Below are 14,077 nucleotides of genomic sequence, written 5' to 3' on the forward strand. Positions count from 1 at the left end.
TTTATCATCCAGTGGCTTTAAATTTGCTGCCGGCGTGAGCGGCCGCGGGCTAAATTTAAAGGAAAAAACCTGCTCGAATCTCACCGCTTCTAACACTTCCATCGTCTCGGCAAAATCCTCCTCGCTCTCGCTCGGATAGCCCACGATGATGTCGGTGCTGATCGCCACGCCCGGGCAGCTTTGGCGCAGCTTAAGCGCACGGTCTAGATACCACTGCTTGGTATATCCGCGCTTCATATCGCGCAAAACCTTGCTAGAGCCGCTTTGCAGCGGCATGTGCATCGATTTGCAAATTTTAGGATTATTACAAAAAACGTCCAAAAATTTATCGTCCATATGCAGCGGATGCGGGCTGGTAAAGCGGATGCGCTCGATGCCCTCTATCTCGCTAAGCCGCACGAGCAGGTCGCTGAAGTCGATTTTTTCGTGCGCGTTAGAAAAGCGCTTGCCGTAGTTATTGACGTTTTGGCCGAGCAAAAATATCTCTTTGGCACCGCGAGCTGCGGATCTTTCGGCTTCGCGCAAGATGATTTGAGCGGGGATCGAAATTTCATCGCCTCTAGTCTGCGGCACGATGCAGTAGGAGCACTTTTTGTCGCAGCCAATCATTATGTTTATGAAGGATTTATATGGCGAGCTCGCAAAATCTCCGAAGGCAAACTCGCTCTCGTCGTAGTTTATGTCAGTGCTAATAAATTTAGGCGTACGTACGGCTTGCGAAATTTTAGATATGTTTCTGGCACCGAGTACGAAATCTACAAATGGCGCGCGCTTAAAAATCTCTCCGCCCAGATGACTTGCGGTGCAGCCGCAAACGCCGATTTTGGAGCCCTTTTTTCTAGCTTTATCGAATGCTCCGATCTCGCTGAAGAGCTTATGCACGGGCTTTTCGCGCACGGAGCATGTGTTTATTAAGATCAGATCCGCAATATTTACGTCGTCGGTAATCTCGTAATCTTGCTCTTTTAGCTGCGCAATAATATGCTCGCTATCGCGCACGTTCATCGCGCAACCTAGGGTCTGGATGAAGAGGAGTTTACTCAAAGGATATGCACCTCGTACATATACTCGTTTTCGTTTAGCCCGTATCGCACTATGCGCTGATACACACTAAAACCCTTAGTATCGAAAAAATCCACCAAAGCGGCTAAATCTTTTTGAGAATTTTCTCTATCCAGATAAAATATTTTTTGTCCGCTCTTTTCTACTTGGGCTTGCAAATCCTCGATCTTAACGCTTTTTGGCTTAGAAGCAAGCTCCGTTCTGGCAAGTTTTAGCTGCATGATCTATCCTTTCATTTATCTTTTTAAACCCGCGAGTTTAGCGAAATTTAGATAATAATTCGTTTAAATAAAAATAAAGTCAAAATTCCATATAATACTGCACTTCAAAATTTAAAATCCAAATTTAGTAGCACAAAATCAAATCTTAAGGAAAATTTATGGAAAAAATCACCGATATCATCGAGTCGATTGCAAATGAAAAGGGGCTTGAGCCCGCAGATGTCAAAGAGCGCGTCAAAACGGCGTTCATCCAGACCGCAAAAAGACTTTTCGGCGAGGAGTATCTCTACGACAGCGAAGTCGATCCGCAGACCAAGCGCGTCAAGCTTTACCAAAAAGTCCACGTCGTAGCAGACGATGATGAGCGACTCGGCGATCACAACTTCATCGCGCTTAGCGAGGCCAAAAAAATAGGCGAAAACGCAGAGATCGGTGATGAGCTAAGCTACGAAATAAATATCGAAAACCTCGGCCGCACGGCTTCCGGCGTGCTGGCTAGAGAGCTAAATTTCCACATCCAAAGGCTGCTTGAAGAGAAAATTTTTGAAAACTATAAAAGCAAGGTAGGCACCCTCACCCACGGCACGGTCACCAAGATCGATCACGACGGCACGACCTACGTAGAGATCGAGGATACGAAGGCTTTCATGCCGCAAAAAAACCGCATCAAGGGTGAAAATTTCAAAGTGGGCGACGTGCTGCAAGCCGTCATCAAAAACGTAGCCATCGACAAATCTCACGGTATCAGGCTGGAGCTTTCACGCACCAGTCCGAAATTCCTAGAAGCCCTACTCGCCGCCGAAGTCCCAGAGATCAAAGACGGCAGCGTCATCATCCAAGCCTGCGCTAGGATTCCGGGTAGGCGCGCTAAGATCGCGCTTAGCGCCGTCTTGCCAAACGTCGATCCGGTAGGCGCTACCGTCGGCAAAGGAGGCGCTCGCATCGACGCGGTGAGTAGATTTTTAAGCAAAAATTTGCAAGACGGAAGCGGCGGAGAGAGTATCGACGCGTTTGAATACTCCGCAAGCCCCGAAATTTTGATCACTCGCGCGATGGCGCCCGCGATCGTAAACTCGGTCAAAATAACGCAGGACGGCAAGGCGATCGTCTACGTAAACCCCGATCAAAAAAGCAAAGCGATCGGCAAAAACGGTCTAAATATCCGCCTCGCCTCGATGCTGTGCGGCTGCGAGATCGAGCTTATCGAAACCGGCTCGGCGAGTGAGAAAAAGGTATCCAAGGAAGAAGGTCTTAAAAATCTCGAAGCGCTTTTCGGCGAGCTGTAGAGGCGAAGCGTACTTGGCTTTTTAAAATTTTGTAAGTTACGCGCTCTATAAAATTCCACGCCAACCAAATTTTGCAAATTTAGTAATTAGTGGAATTTTGTAATTTAGTACTCCACGAAATTCTATATTACATAGAATTTTACGCCGTTTCGGAATTTTAAAATTTAGCGTCAAAACAAATTTTGACCAAAATTTTACGGCGCAGAATTCTAAGATCAAATTTTATTCATGCGCGGATTTGAATTGATGCGATATTTAAATTTACACAGCGCACAAAATTTTGATCCAGACCGGGTTACGCCTACCGCTCATATAAAATTTCGACGCCGCCGTAGTGCCAAAATGCCTTCGGCGCGAGGTATTCACCACCTAGGACGGCCAAGCTTAGCTTAAAATACTGCGGCGAGAATTCCGTGATTTTTGAAATTTCCTGCTCAAGCAGCGTCGTACAGTAGAGGTTCGTTTCGCCGCGAGGTCTTAGCGTAAAACCCTCGCCGACGCGCTTAAGTAAAGAGGCGGCTAGGCGCGCCTTTTGCTCCTTGTTTAAAAATTTCATCCGCACCGCGCCGAAGTCTCGTGCATGCGCCAAAAACTCCCGCATCGAAACAGCCGCGACGCCGTCTCGCTCGCCCTCGTCCGTTACGGCGTGCACCACCAAAAGCGGGCGCTCGCGCACGATCATGCCTACGTGCGAGTATTTAAAATTCGTTGCGGTTGCGATTATGCGGCTGTCGGTGACGTCGCCCATGCGAAAGACGAGATCGCCCGTGCGTAGATTTGATAAAATTTCATCCGGCACCCACAGCGGCTCTTTGGCGACAGGCGCGCGCGTGAGCGTCCAAAGCTCGCCGAGCCCGCCTAGAGCGAAGATCAGACAAACTAGAAGCTTTTTGGCTAAAGCGCAACCTTCCATTTGCCGTCTTTTTTGACGAGTTTAACGCTCTCGGTGCGCTTTGTGCCGTTTTTAAAAGACACGACGACTTTCACGAGCGCCGATTTCTCGTCGCTATTTTGCAGCTCGCCCGAGACGCCTTTTAGCCCGTCGCGCTTAGAGGCCTCCTCCTTGCCGGCACCTGCCATCTGCATCAATTTGCCGTTTATCATCTGCATAGAGCCGTCGTCCGATCTGTCCTTATCGGGTATGTCTATAGTATCCACCAAAGTCTTAGAATCGCCCTCATATAGGGCTCTGATGAAGTCCTCGGCTACGCCTTTCGGGTCGCTGCCGCAGCCCGCTAAAACGAATATCGCAATGAGCGCGAGTAGAAATTTTTTCATAAGCTCTCCTCGTAGAAATTTTGAAATTTTATATACGAGCGGTGAATATTTTTTAAAATTTAACCTTTCTGCTCGGATGGAATTTATATCGCGTTTAGATTTGCGAAGGCGTATTTGGTCGTGCTTTTGCTGAATTAAAATAGAATTTTGCATTCGAAGGAAAGCTCGTCTTGCCTTGGTAAAATTTTATCTTGCCAAAGCGAAATTTTATGGCAGTTTCTGCGAACCGTGTCTTGCGACACACCACTCAAACGGCGCCCAAACTCATTCGGTAGCGCGCAAGGCGAGCTTTGCTTGTCGGAACTAAAATTTAACTGTATTTTGCGACTAAAATTTTAAAATTTCAATGCCGCCTTCGTAGGATTGCTCGCTTGCGATTTTGTTTTTTGGCACTGTGCGCGAAATTATAAGAAAATTTTATCCGAATAGAGCTATAATCTAGTAATTTTTCTAAAGGAAGATCATGGAAACTTGGGCGGTTTGGGCACTTGCATCAGCGCTCTTTGCGGCACTGACTGCGATATTTGCAAAAATTGGGCTTGAAGGGATCAACTCCCACTTCGCAACTTTTATCCGCACGATCATCATCGCCTTTTGCCTCGCCGTGTTCCTAAGCTACGCTAAAGCCTGGCAACCGTTATCTAGTCTGAGCTCTCGCAACTGGGTGTTTTTGATACTAAGCGGGCTGGCGTCGGGCGCATCGTGGCTAGCGTATTTCAAAGCCCTGCAAATCGGCAAAGCCTATCAAGTAGCACCGATCGATAAGATAAGTGTAGTACTCGTTGTAATCATAGCTGTGATCTTTTTAGGCGAGCGCCCGAGCCTTCGCGAATGGCTTGCGCTAGCACTCATCGGCGCAGGCGTGATAATACTGGCGTTTAAATAACAAAATTTTTATTTGTAATATTTTTTGGTTTATGCAACAAGGCAAAACCAAAAAATAAAATTTAATTCCAGATTTATTTTTTAATGGTTGCTTAATTATAAAAGCATTAAAATTATAAAAATTTGTTTTAAAAAGGAGTATCTTTGAGCAATTTTAGCGATTTCTTTAATAGCGAATTTAAAGAACTTGAGCAAAGCTTTCGGATTACCGATATAGACGATATCTTAAATGATGAAATGTATCTGATAGCCGGAGATTTCTACGGTATTCAAAAATTTATTTTTGAAAATATCAATACTAAAAATGCGGCTAAAATTCTGCGCGCCAAATCCACTTACGTTCAGCTCTTCACCAAAGCAATCGCTAAATTTATATGCTTTAAATTGAAAATAAGCGAAAGTAAGATTCTAAGCATAAGCGCGGGAAAATTTGAAATTCTAATACCGAAGCAAAATTTCACCCAAGATACATTTAACGACATCAAACACAACGTAGATAAATTTTTTATCGATAAATTTAGCGCTATTGCAGGTATGAGTTTAGTGGCGCTTGATTGTAAAAAAAGCGATTTTAGTGATAAGGATAGTTACAGGGCGTTTAGAGAGCGAGTAAGCGATGCTTTCGAGCTAGAAAAACTTAATAAATTCGATCTTTTAAATCAAAGCGCAATCGTACTAAATTATGCCGATATAATAGCAATAGAAAGCGGCTTTGAGAGGCTTGGGGCCAAGCTTGCAGATACAAAAACTTCAAAAATTTCTCTCGACGAGCTAGGAATCGATTTAGAAGGCTTTAATTGCGAGCTAGAACTAGATGAGCGTATGAAATCTTATGTATTTAAAAAAGATGGGCAAACGGCAAGCTTTAACGAACTGGCGCAACTTGCATGCAATAAAATGCACGAGGATGGGCCTTTGGGATTAAAAGCTATAGCGGTGCTGAAAGCCGATGTCGATGGAATGGGAGATTTCATCAAAAATAGTAATGTTACTAATAGTTTTGATAGCTTTGATATGTTTTCAAAGGGGCTTGATAGCTTTTTTAGCATTCACATTCCGCGCTTAATAAAACAAAATTTTCCACATACATATATAGTATTTTCAGGCGGAGATGATTTACTATTGGTGGGAGCTTGGGATACGGTGCTAGATATTGCTAGATTTATAGATGATGAATTTAAGAAATTTATTAGCGACAAAACACTTAGCCTAAGTATGGGGATTTGTATTGCAAAACCTTCCGCGCCTATTAAATACCTAGCCGAACTGAGCGAAAACCAACTTGAGCTTGCCAAGGAATTTAAAGATGAAAAAGGGATAAAAAAGGACGCTATTACTCTATTTGGACAAACGGCTAGATGGAGCGAGTATAAAACGATGTATGCGCTCATAACAAATACGCTTGAAAGCATAGAGGAGCTAAATACAGCATTTTTATATCATCTGCTAGAGCTTTGCGATATGGCAAAAAGCGCTAAAGCTAATGACGCAAGATCCAATATCTGGGCTTCGAAGCTGAATTATTTAATAGTAAGAAATTTATCCAAAGACTCGCAATGGCTAATACAAAAGCTGCAAAATGTACTAGAAAAAAGTCCCGAACAGGTAAAAATGGCACTATGTGAATTCATTTATAAAAGGAGAGCAAGATGAACTACGCCCATAACGGTCAACAACGCAAAAGCTACGACGATTCCAAAGCTGATAAGTCTGGAATTTTATACGAAAAGATCACGCTAGATTATATCAAAGACGGCGAACTTTTTAATGAAACCGCGAAGAAAACGGCGAATAGTATTAGAACTAGTCAATCGCAAATCAGAAGATTTTACGGCTACGTGCTGGATTTATGCGAAAAAGCAAAAACTAAAAATTCCGCCGAAATTTTGCCATTTGTGAAGATGCTAAATTCCAAAGTAGCCTATGCTTCAAGCAGAAAGAATGTAAGTAAAAACTTTGTAGAATTTATAAAAGACTGTGTTTCGCAGGTAGATAGCGTAGAAAAGCTCGAGGTGTTTAAACTGTTTTTTGAAGCAGTTTTAGGATTTAGTAAAAAATAAGGAAAAAAGATGAAAATTTACTCTTTAAAAGGCGATATTAGGCTTTTAAGTGGGCTTCACATAGGCGGTGGCGATGACGTTATGAAAATCGGCGGCATAGATAATCAAATTATAAAAGATGCCAATTCCGGCAGACCCTATATACCAGCTAGCTCACTCAAAGGTAAAATTAGAAGCCTGCTCGAATGGGACTTGGGGTTGGTAGGACTAGATCAAGATAAAAAAGGTGCGCCATTTTCTTATAAAAATATAGAAAGAGCCAAAGATAGAAAATCCGCAGAAATTCTATTAAAGTTATTTGGGGACAGCGATGTCAAAGAAAATAAATTTGGCATCACTAGAATTAGTTTTAGCGACTGCCGAATAAGCCCCGAGAGTGAAGATAAAATTTTAAGCGAAGCAAAATATGAAAACATAATCGACCGACAAAAAGGTACCGCCGAACATCCGCGTCAAAGCGAGCGAGTACCTGAAGGAATTAAATTTTGCTACGATTTTAAAATCAAAGTATTAGAAGGCGATGATATCGATGATTTTAAAAAGCTTATCAAGCGCGGTTTAAATTTATTGGAAAATGATTATTTGGGTGGTAGCGGTTCTCGCGGATACGGAAGAGTGGAATTTAGCAACAAAGACGAATGGGTCGAAAAATGAAGCTCCTTAAAACCACGATTACGCCCACGTCGTCTTTTGCAACCTCGCTAAAAGGCGATACCTTATGGGGGCAAATTTGTTGGGCAATAAGATATAGATACGGCGAAGCAAGATTGGAAAGCCTTCTTGAAAATTATGATAAAGAGCCGTTTTTGATCGCTTCCGATGGATTTTTATCGGGTTTTTTGCCAAAGCCTTGCTTGCCGCTTAGCGTTTTTGGAAAAAATATCGATAAGAAAGCTATAAGAAAAAAGATTTGGCTCAAAGCGGACGATTTTGCCGAAGGCAAATTTCAAAACGCCCTAGCAGACGATGAAATAGAGTCAAAAATCAAACAAAACGCCACAATAAAGAATTCTATTAACTACGCTACTTTTACTACCGATGCCGATGAATTCGCTCCGTTTGCACTAATCGAGACTGCATTGCCGCCACTTGATATATATTTTTTAATCGATGAAAATGCTTTTAGCCAAGAGGAATTAAAAGCCGTCATGCATGATATAGGAGAATGCGGCTACGGAAAAAAGGCAAGTATTGGCAAAGGGCGATTTAAGATCGATAAATTTGAAAATTTAAATACGCCTGCAAGTAAAATCTTTATGGTGCTCAGCCCTTTTGTTTTACAAGGATCCGATTTGGCTATCAAGAAGTGCTTTTACGAGCCATTTACTAGGTTCGGAAAGCATGGTGGAGATCTGGCTTCATCGTCAGATGTGACTAAAAAACCCGTATTAATGGCACAAACATCAGCCCTAATAGCGCTAGAAGATGAAAGCAATATACAATTTATCGGTAAAAGCATTCGCGGTGTTTCAACCCACAAAAAAAGCGTGCAACAAGGATACGCTATTTTAATACCTACGAAATGGAGCGGAAATGAGCTTTGTAAAACACTATAAATTAAAAATCAAAATTCTAAGCCCCGTGCATATTGGAAGCGGCGAGATTTATGAACCGACCGGATATGTAATAGAAAAAATTCTACAACCTAGCGGAAAAGAGATAGATGCACTTTATGAATTTGACACAATGGCTCTATATGAAATTCTATCCGAAACGGATAAGGAAAAATTCCGTGATCTAGTGGAAGCGTCCGATGAAAATGGGCTTATTAAAATGCAAAATTTTATATTCGCGCATAAAAAACAAGGAAGACAAGTAGCCTATAAAATCGTAAAAGTAAGCCCGAATGCCGCGCAAGAATATTACGATAAAATTGGCAAGGTAGTTCAAAAAGAAAGTGGCAAAAATAACGTAATAAATCAACTTGAAATTTATAAATGCGTATCGAATAAAAATCAAAAAAGGGATTCGGCGATCCTAACCGGCAGTAGTTTAAAAGGAGCGATTTCTACAGCATACCAAGAGCTATTAGTAAAAAAAGGAGTAAAGTACCATGATGTGCGCGATCTTTTACTAAGTCCGAGCGACGGAAATCCATTTAAAAATCTACTCATTAGCGATAGCGGTGGTTTGGCAAGTAAAATTTATTCCACCGCAAACGTCAAACGAGAGCTTAAAAATGATGATATAAAATACAATGATTCGCTAAGTACCCGCTTAGAAGCTATAGTCTCAAACGTGACATGCGAAATTCCTTTAAGCATTAAGCAAAATTCCACGGAAGAACCCCTAGATATTAATCGCCTAATCAAAGCTTGCAACGATCACTATGAGCCGATATTTCGCTCTTTATTTAATGACGACGGAGTGCTCGAATGCTTGAGTGAAAAATTTTATAAAAGCTACAAGGATTTTGGTAGAAGCAATTTGGCGCCAAATCAATTCTTACTTCGCGTTGGCAGACATAGCGGCGCACGCGCCGTAACGATAGAGGGCGAAAGAGAAATTAGCATAAAGCAAGGCGTCGGTAAAAATCCTATCATAAAAGAAGCCGAAACTACGACATGGCTTGCAAAGGTTAAAGACCAAATAGAAGCAGGGTGCGTGCCGTTTGGCTGGCTGCTATGTGAGGTAAATGAGATAAAGAGCTAATCTTTTTTTCTCCCCCATAGCCGAACGCTCATCTTTAGTGTAATCCCTCCAAAGCTCAATTTTACCATTAGGCTTTTCTACTATGCGCACGCCACCTTTATTGTAAGCCTGATCCATAGACTTTGCAATCTGCGGGTTTTTAGATAGAAACTTATCCATCGCCTCCCTATCTTTGAACTCTTTAAACGCAAAGCCTCTGCTGTGAATTTCATCTACCTTTTTACCGCTTGAAAACACCGAGTTGATGCGATCTTTTAGATGCTTCTCATAGGAGCGAGCAAGATATTGCCCCGCTAGCGCGTCTCTGCTAGCCTTATCTAAAACGCCTAGATCCACTAGTTTAGCACTCATATCGTCAATCTGACGTCTTAGTGCGTCTGCTAGTGGCTTTAGCTCAGGTTTAATGGCATTTCCTTCGCCCACCATATATTCATGCATAGCTACGCGGTCTGCGTCGTCTAAGCCGCTAAGCGCGGATTGTAGATTTTCCATTTTAGCGCTATATGCGCTTTTGGCGCTGAATAGCTCGTCGTTTCGCAAAAGATAATCCGCGCCTTTGGTTTCGCTTAATGTGCGCCTTGCAAAGCGAGCTGCATTAATAGCGCCATTTTTTAAATTCTGCGCTAAGCTTTGAGAGCCGGATAAAATTTCATAAGCGATATTTTTAAACTCTTTATTGATATGCTCGCTTGCCATTTGCCTTGCGTAGCTTAGCCCTATATCCTTGCCGCTTAAATCCTTTAGCTCTGAAGCGGAGTTTGCTCCTACGGCTTTAAGATAGGAGCGCATATTGCTTAAGATGCTAGGCTTATCTTTTGCCGCAGCTTCTATATCCTGCGCTATCTCGCCTACCTTAGCGCCTCCTTTTAGCTTTGAAACTATAGAGGGTGCATTTACTAACCCAAGCCCGCCCAACGCTCCGATAAAAGCGCCTCTTGCTCTATTTTTATCATCTAGCGCTGCACCTGTGGCTGTTCCGGCTCCAGCGCTTGCGATATTAGCAGGGATTGCGCTAGAGCTAAAACCTTTAATCATATTCTCGCCGTTTTGTGGTATAATATCTGTAGCGGTGTCTAGCCCTTGATTTCTCATCGCTTGTGGGGTGCCCAGGCTAGAGAGTGTGTCCCCACCCCTAATCGCTTCATCCGCTTCGCGAAGTGCGGGAGTTTTAAACTCCATAGGTTTTTTAAGATTTCTATCAGAGTAAAAGGTTATAATATCATCATTGCTGTAAAGGCTGCTATTTGGGTTTAATCCCTTTTTGGCGGCTTCATCGCTTCCATTTAAGGTTGAGGTAATAGTCTGGGTTGTCGGACTTCCTTTTTTGGGAGCGATGACGGCTCTAAACCTCACTCCGTCTTTATCCTGCCATTCGTATATTTTTAACCCATTTTGATCGATAAAAGGCTCTTTGTATTTATCTAAATACTTACGCATATTCTCGCCCATATTTAAAAGCTCGCTTTGACTAACATAGCCCTCGGCATTTTTGTCTTTTAAATGCCTTATTCGTATATGGTCGGCACCTTTATTTTTATCCCCTTTAGCATATCTTAACGCATCCTCTACGCTATTTAAATCTTGTTTTATAGGCGTTGCTGCTTTGCTATTATAAGTAACGTTGTAGATGCCGCGTTTCTCTTTTTGTATGGCTTTAGGATTAGTAATTGCTAAGATCTGATCCAAATACGCGTTATTATTAGCGGGATTTGTAACTCTTAAAATCTCATCTAAAAACGGATTAGGTGCTTGTGCTGCTGCGGCCTCTGCCTTATCCGCTCCTTTTGCTGCTTCGCTCATCTTTTTTGGAGCAATCCCGGCTGCTTCCTCAAGCTCTGAGCGAATGGCCTTTATCACGTTTTCGTCAAGTCCGAAAAGATTAGGATTATTTAAATTCCCTCTGCGACAGAGTTTTGTGGTATAATAGCGTTATCGGTCGGCGAAAAATGCTCCTTGCCGGTATTCATTTGCGCCCCGAGCACTTGTTGCTTATGTTGAGAGTTGGACGCCTCAGCCGCCGCCGCTTCAAAATTTTGTGGTATAATAGTTTTATCAGTGACCGACCCCGCATTATCTGCCGTAGCCATTGTCCGAGAAGTATCGGAGTATCGGTTGAGGCGCGCCGATTGGTCGCTGCTTAATAGAGGGCTTAATAATTCGCCATCCGCCCGCGTTTGCGGAGCGGTCGTCCCAGCGGGCGTCGGGACTCCCTCTTTTAGATTTTGGTAGTCCAAGCCTTGCGCTGCTTTTTGCGTTTGTTCGCTTGCTTTGCCTAGCACTCCTTTAGCTAAAATAGGAGCGCGGCTAAGTCCGCCTAAAATAGCATTCGCCCCACCCCAGATAGTGCTTTCAAGCCCCGCTTGCTTTAGATCGGGCTTTTCTTGCCCGTAAGCTCTAGCCCCTCCGGTAAAGCCTCCCATTATCGCGCCGTTTGCTGCAGATCCTGCGGCGTTGCCGATGCGAGTAGCTACCTTTTCGCTAGCGCCTAATGCTTTTGCTAAGCGGGCGGCCTTTGCGCTATGGCCTAGCATCGCAGGAGCTAGTGCAGTAGCATCTGCTATCTCTCCTGCTGCTTGCCAACCTTTCATATCGTTATCGCCGAAGTTTTCAATTTTATTTATCGCCGAGCTTGCTAAATTTGAGTTCTCGCGAAAGAAATCCCTAGCCCTGTCCGCTCCGTAAAAATCTGCGGTATCTGCTAAAACGTTGTTAATGCCTCTAGCTAGCTTTTGATTGGCTGCAGCTTGACCCGTTACGAAGTTTTTTAATCCTCGCCCTATTATGCGGGTAGTGCCTGCGCCTCCCGTTTGTCCTACTGCTTCCGCACTTTGAGAGAAGGTTTGCCCCAGATCGTCTGCGGTATCTTTTAAGCTCTTGCCTGCATTATCAAAGCCCAAAGCGTCCGCCCCTGCGCCTAATGCACGAAGTCCTAGCTCGCCAGCCATACAATTCAAAATTCCTGCGGCTTAAGATTAGACACAATAATTCCAACTCCCATGGAATTCCATTTTAAATTTAATAACGCCGCGTTCTTGTGCTATGTTATAATTTGGTAGCACCTCCAGTCTAACGCAGTAGAGTATTTTTTATAAGCGAGGTGATAACGAAAGCTATAGATAGGTGTTAAGCGCTACAAATCGGCAAAGCCTATCAGGCAATGCCAATTTATAAGCTGAGTGTATGACACCTTTCGATATCGAAAGCTTACCTGAAATTTTATCATAATGTGCTGCAGACACTATTTTGTGAAATATGCTACCGCTATCTTCAATAATCTAATTCTGTATAAGCCATAAATTTTGCAAATAGCTTACGATAATCGACATAGACATGATACCACTGGCTCTTAAGCAAAATTTTATTGATAAATTTTCAATAAATAGTCCTTTAGTAGGATTAAAATCAGGTGCAAAATAAGATTAGCTATATATCTAATGATGATACTGGCGTAAAATTTAAACTTATCTCTTTTTGTTGCTGGAGCTTGAAAGCCCGTAGGTGTGATTGCCATAACGTTCTCCTTTTGAAAGTTAAGGCAATTTTCGCGCAAGTGCGGGTGCGTAATCTACCCATAAAACGCACTCTTTGGTATTTTTAGATTAAATTTGAAGGATTTTAATAGGTTTTGAGGATTTCGTGCGGCTAGAAAGCGGGGCTATCCCCCCCCGCTCGCCTTAGCTTTTTCATTTTATCGCTTATATCTACATATAGCTTGGCTCTTTCGTTTTTCTTTAGCCCCGTGGAATATTGAATTTGATCCATCAGGCGTTTTAGCCCGCTCCAATCGTCTTTAACTTTAGAAATTTCTCTTTGCCACTCGCCGATTGAAGTATTTTTGAGATTTTGTGGTATAATAGAACTATCGAGCGACGGGACCCGCTGCGCGTCGGGCTTATAACCCGAAAATGCAAGTCGTTCGCCGTTTTCGGCGTCTGCCGTCGCTTTGAATAACGAGCTTTCTTTAATATCCCCCTTAACCTTATACATTGTTTTAAAAGCAAGCCTATTGTTTTTGGTTTGTGCTTCCTCTACGACTACATAATACCCATCTTTTTGTTTCCCGCTTATGAGGGTTTTTAGTCCTTGCTTTGTTTGAGATAAAATCTGTTTGTCGGGGTTTTCGACATAATCTATGTAGCTTGCTATATCGTCGCGCGTTATCGCTATTTGCCCGCGCTTTGCTTCCGCCGCTTCGTTGCCGTGATTTTTTAAGGTATGCGTAATTTCATCGGCATAAATTGTCCGCTTTGTTTCGTTTGGATACTTGAAGCCTAAGTTTTTTGCTAAATCAGGGTCCACATTATCTACAGCTACAACTTTTTTATTCTCTTGAGCGTATTGAATTATATCCGCATTTAAATTTTTACGCCCTATGATTTTCGTATCACGATCGCTTTGAGGGCTAGCGTCTATGATAGCTTTCGTATCAATGTTTTGTTTTATACGCTCTTTTGCCCGTTCCACCAAATTTACCTTCTCTTGCGTGGTTAAATTTGGATCCATCAGCGCCTTTTTTAATTCCTCGGGGCTAAATTCAGCCCTCACGGCGTCATCCTCTTGGGTTTTTAAAATTTGCCTAGGCTCAAGATAAACTTAAGCGGATTCTCTCTTATCATCTTTAATAAAATATGAT

14 protein-coding genes are annotated in these 14,077 nt (G+C 42.7%); 7 read left to right on the forward strand and 7 right to left on the reverse strand.

The window, feature by feature from the left end; translation table 11 throughout:
- Both miaB and Q0274_RS01875 read right to left on the reverse strand, forming a co-directional pair.
- Positions 1-1,044, reverse strand: a 1,044-nt coding sequence (gene miaB, locus Q0274_RS01870; RefSeq protein WP_298027210.1) for a tRNA (N6-isopentenyl adenosine(37)-C2)-methylthiotransferase MiaB, incomplete at its 3' end; no start/stop codon positions are given.
- The gene (locus Q0274_RS01875; RefSeq protein WP_005870077.1) at positions 1,041-1,283 is read right to left on the reverse strand and encodes an HP0268 family nuclease; all 243 of its coding nucleotides are present in this window, start codon (positions 1,281-1,283) and stop codon (positions 1,041-1,043) included. The genes Q0274_RS01875 and miaB, both read right to left, overlap by 4 nt.
- Before the next feature lie 158 nt (positions 1,284-1,441).
- On the opposite strand from Q0274_RS01875, the gene nusA reads away from it, so the two are divergent.
- On the forward strand, positions 1,442-2,569 hold the full coding sequence (gene nusA, locus Q0274_RS01880; RefSeq protein WP_298027212.1) for a transcription termination factor NusA: 1,128 nt from the start codon (positions 1,442-1,444) through the stop codon (positions 2,567-2,569).
- Between the two features lie 301 nt (positions 2,570-2,870).
- On the opposite strand, the gene Q0274_RS01885 is transcribed toward nusA, so the two are convergent.
- Together Q0274_RS01885 and Q0274_RS01890 are read right to left on the reverse strand one after the other, a co-directional pair.
- Positions 2,871-3,482 carry a YiiX/YebB-like N1pC/P60 family cysteine hydrolase gene (locus Q0274_RS01885; RefSeq protein ID WP_298027214.1) on the reverse strand — a complete coding sequence of 204 codons (612 nt, stop codon included), beginning with the start codon at positions 3,480-3,482 and terminating at the stop codon, positions 2,871-2,873.
- Positions 3,464-3,847: a DUF4878 domain-containing protein gene (locus tag Q0274_RS01890; protein WP_298027216.1), complete on the reverse strand. Its 384-nt coding sequence runs from the start codon at positions 3,845-3,847 to the stop codon at positions 3,464-3,466. The genes Q0274_RS01885 and Q0274_RS01890 overlap by 19 nt, the downstream gene beginning before the upstream one ends.
- 463 nt (positions 3,848-4,310) lie before the next feature.
- On the opposite strand from Q0274_RS01890, the gene Q0274_RS01895 reads away from it, so the two are divergent.
- The 6 genes from Q0274_RS01895 (at position 4,311) to Q0274_RS01920 (ending at position 9,444) form a co-directional block, all read left to right on the forward strand.
- A complete protein-coding gene (locus tag Q0274_RS01895) occupies positions 4,311-4,733 on the forward strand; it encodes an EamA family transporter (protein WP_298027219.1) in 423 nt (140 codons plus the stop codon).
- A gap of 143 nt (positions 4,734-4,876) precedes the next feature.
- Positions 4,877-6,385, forward strand: a complete 1,509-nt coding sequence (locus tag Q0274_RS01900) for a hypothetical protein (RefSeq protein ID WP_298027220.1) — start codon at positions 4,877-4,879, stop codon at positions 6,383-6,385.
- Positions 6,382-6,792, forward strand: coding sequence for a type III-A CRISPR-associated protein Csm2 (csm2, locus tag Q0274_RS01905; protein WP_298027221.1), 411 nt, complete (start codon positions 6,382-6,384; stop codon positions 6,790-6,792). The genes Q0274_RS01900 and csm2 overlap by 4 nt, the downstream gene beginning before the upstream one ends.
- A gap of 9 nt (positions 6,793-6,801) precedes the next feature.
- Positions 6,802-7,446, forward strand: a complete 645-nt coding sequence (gene csm3, locus Q0274_RS01910) for a type III-A CRISPR-associated RAMP protein Csm3 (RefSeq protein WP_298027223.1) — start codon at positions 6,802-6,804, stop codon at positions 7,444-7,446.
- Positions 7,443-8,348 (forward strand): RAMP superfamily CRISPR-associated protein, encoded by a 906-nt coding sequence (locus tag Q0274_RS01915; RefSeq protein WP_298027225.1) that lies wholly within the window; start codon positions 7,443-7,445, stop codon positions 8,346-8,348. The genes csm3 and Q0274_RS01915 overlap by 4 nt, the downstream gene beginning before the upstream one ends.
- On the forward strand, positions 8,326-9,444 hold the full coding sequence (locus Q0274_RS01920) for a hypothetical protein (RefSeq protein WP_298027227.1): 1,119 nt from the start codon (positions 8,326-8,328) through the stop codon (positions 9,442-9,444). The genes Q0274_RS01915 and Q0274_RS01920 overlap by 23 nt, the downstream gene beginning before the upstream one ends.
- Here Q0274_RS01920 and Q0274_RS01925 read toward each other — a convergent pair.
- The 3 genes from Q0274_RS01925 to Q0274_RS01935 all read right to left on the reverse strand — a co-directional run bounded on the left by Q0274_RS01925 (position 9,415) and on the right by Q0274_RS01935 (position 13,989).
- A complete protein-coding gene (locus Q0274_RS01925; RefSeq protein ID WP_298027229.1) occupies positions 9,415-11,244 on the reverse strand; it encodes a hypothetical protein in 1,830 nt (609 codons plus the stop codon). The two genes, Q0274_RS01920 and Q0274_RS01925, sit on opposite strands and share 30 nt — an antisense overlap.
- Positions 11,245-11,333: 89 nt before the next feature.
- On the reverse strand, positions 11,334-12,389 hold the full coding sequence (locus Q0274_RS01930; protein WP_298027231.1) for a hypothetical protein: 1,056 nt from the start codon (positions 12,387-12,389) through the stop codon (positions 11,334-11,336).
- A 697-nt stretch (positions 12,390-13,086) separates the two neighbouring features.
- Positions 13,087-13,989 carry a hypothetical protein gene (locus Q0274_RS01935; RefSeq protein ID WP_298027233.1) on the reverse strand — a complete coding sequence of 301 codons (903 nt, stop codon included), beginning with the start codon at positions 13,987-13,989 and terminating at the stop codon, positions 13,087-13,089.
- Positions 13,990-14,077 lie beyond the last annotated feature (88 nt).

It is taken from the genome of uncultured Campylobacter sp. (assembly GCF_937973075.1).
Taxonomy (GTDB): domain Bacteria; phylum Campylobacterota; class Campylobacteria; order Campylobacterales; family Campylobacteraceae; genus Campylobacter_B.

Excerpts from the sequence above, each read along its gene's own strand:
- Q0274_RS01895 (WP_298027219.1), top strand. The coding sequence starts at position 4,311 with ATGGAAACTTGGGCGGTTTGGGCACTTGCATCAGCGCTCTTTGCGGCA.
- Q0274_RS01885 (WP_298027214.1), bottom strand. The coding sequence starts at position 3,482 with ATGGAAGGTTGCGCTTTAGCCAAAAAGCTTCTAGTTTGTCTGATCTTC.
- Q0274_RS01930 (WP_298027231.1), bottom strand. The coding sequence starts at position 12,389 with ATGGCTGGCGAGCTAGGACTTCGTGCATTAGGCGCAGGGGCGGACGCT.
- Q0274_RS01890 (WP_298027216.1), bottom strand. The coding sequence starts at position 3,847 with ATGAAAAAATTTCTACTCGCGCTCATTGCGATATTCGTTTTAGCGGGC.
- Q0274_RS01925 (WP_298027229.1), bottom strand. The coding sequence starts at position 11,244 with ATGAGCGAAGCAGCAAAAGGAGCGGATAAGGCAGAGGCCGCAGCAGCA.
- Q0274_RS01875 (WP_005870077.1), bottom strand. The coding sequence starts at position 1,283 with ATGCAGCTAAAACTTGCCAGAACGGAGCTTGCTTCTAAGCCAAAAAGC.
- csm3 (WP_298027223.1), top strand. The coding sequence starts at position 6,802 with ATGAAAATTTACTCTTTAAAAGGCGATATTAGGCTTTTAAGTGGGCTT.
- Q0274_RS01920 (WP_298027227.1), top strand. The coding sequence starts at position 8,326 with ATGAGCTTTGTAAAACACTATAAATTAAAAATCAAAATTCTAAGCCCC.
- Q0274_RS01915 (WP_298027225.1), top strand. The coding sequence starts at position 7,443 with ATGAAGCTCCTTAAAACCACGATTACGCCCACGTCGTCTTTTGCAACC.
- nusA (WP_298027212.1), top strand. The coding sequence starts at position 1,442 with ATGGAAAAAATCACCGATATCATCGAGTCGATTGCAAATGAAAAGGGG.
- csm2 (WP_298027221.1), top strand. The coding sequence starts at position 6,382 with ATGAACTACGCCCATAACGGTCAACAACGCAAAAGCTACGACGATTCC.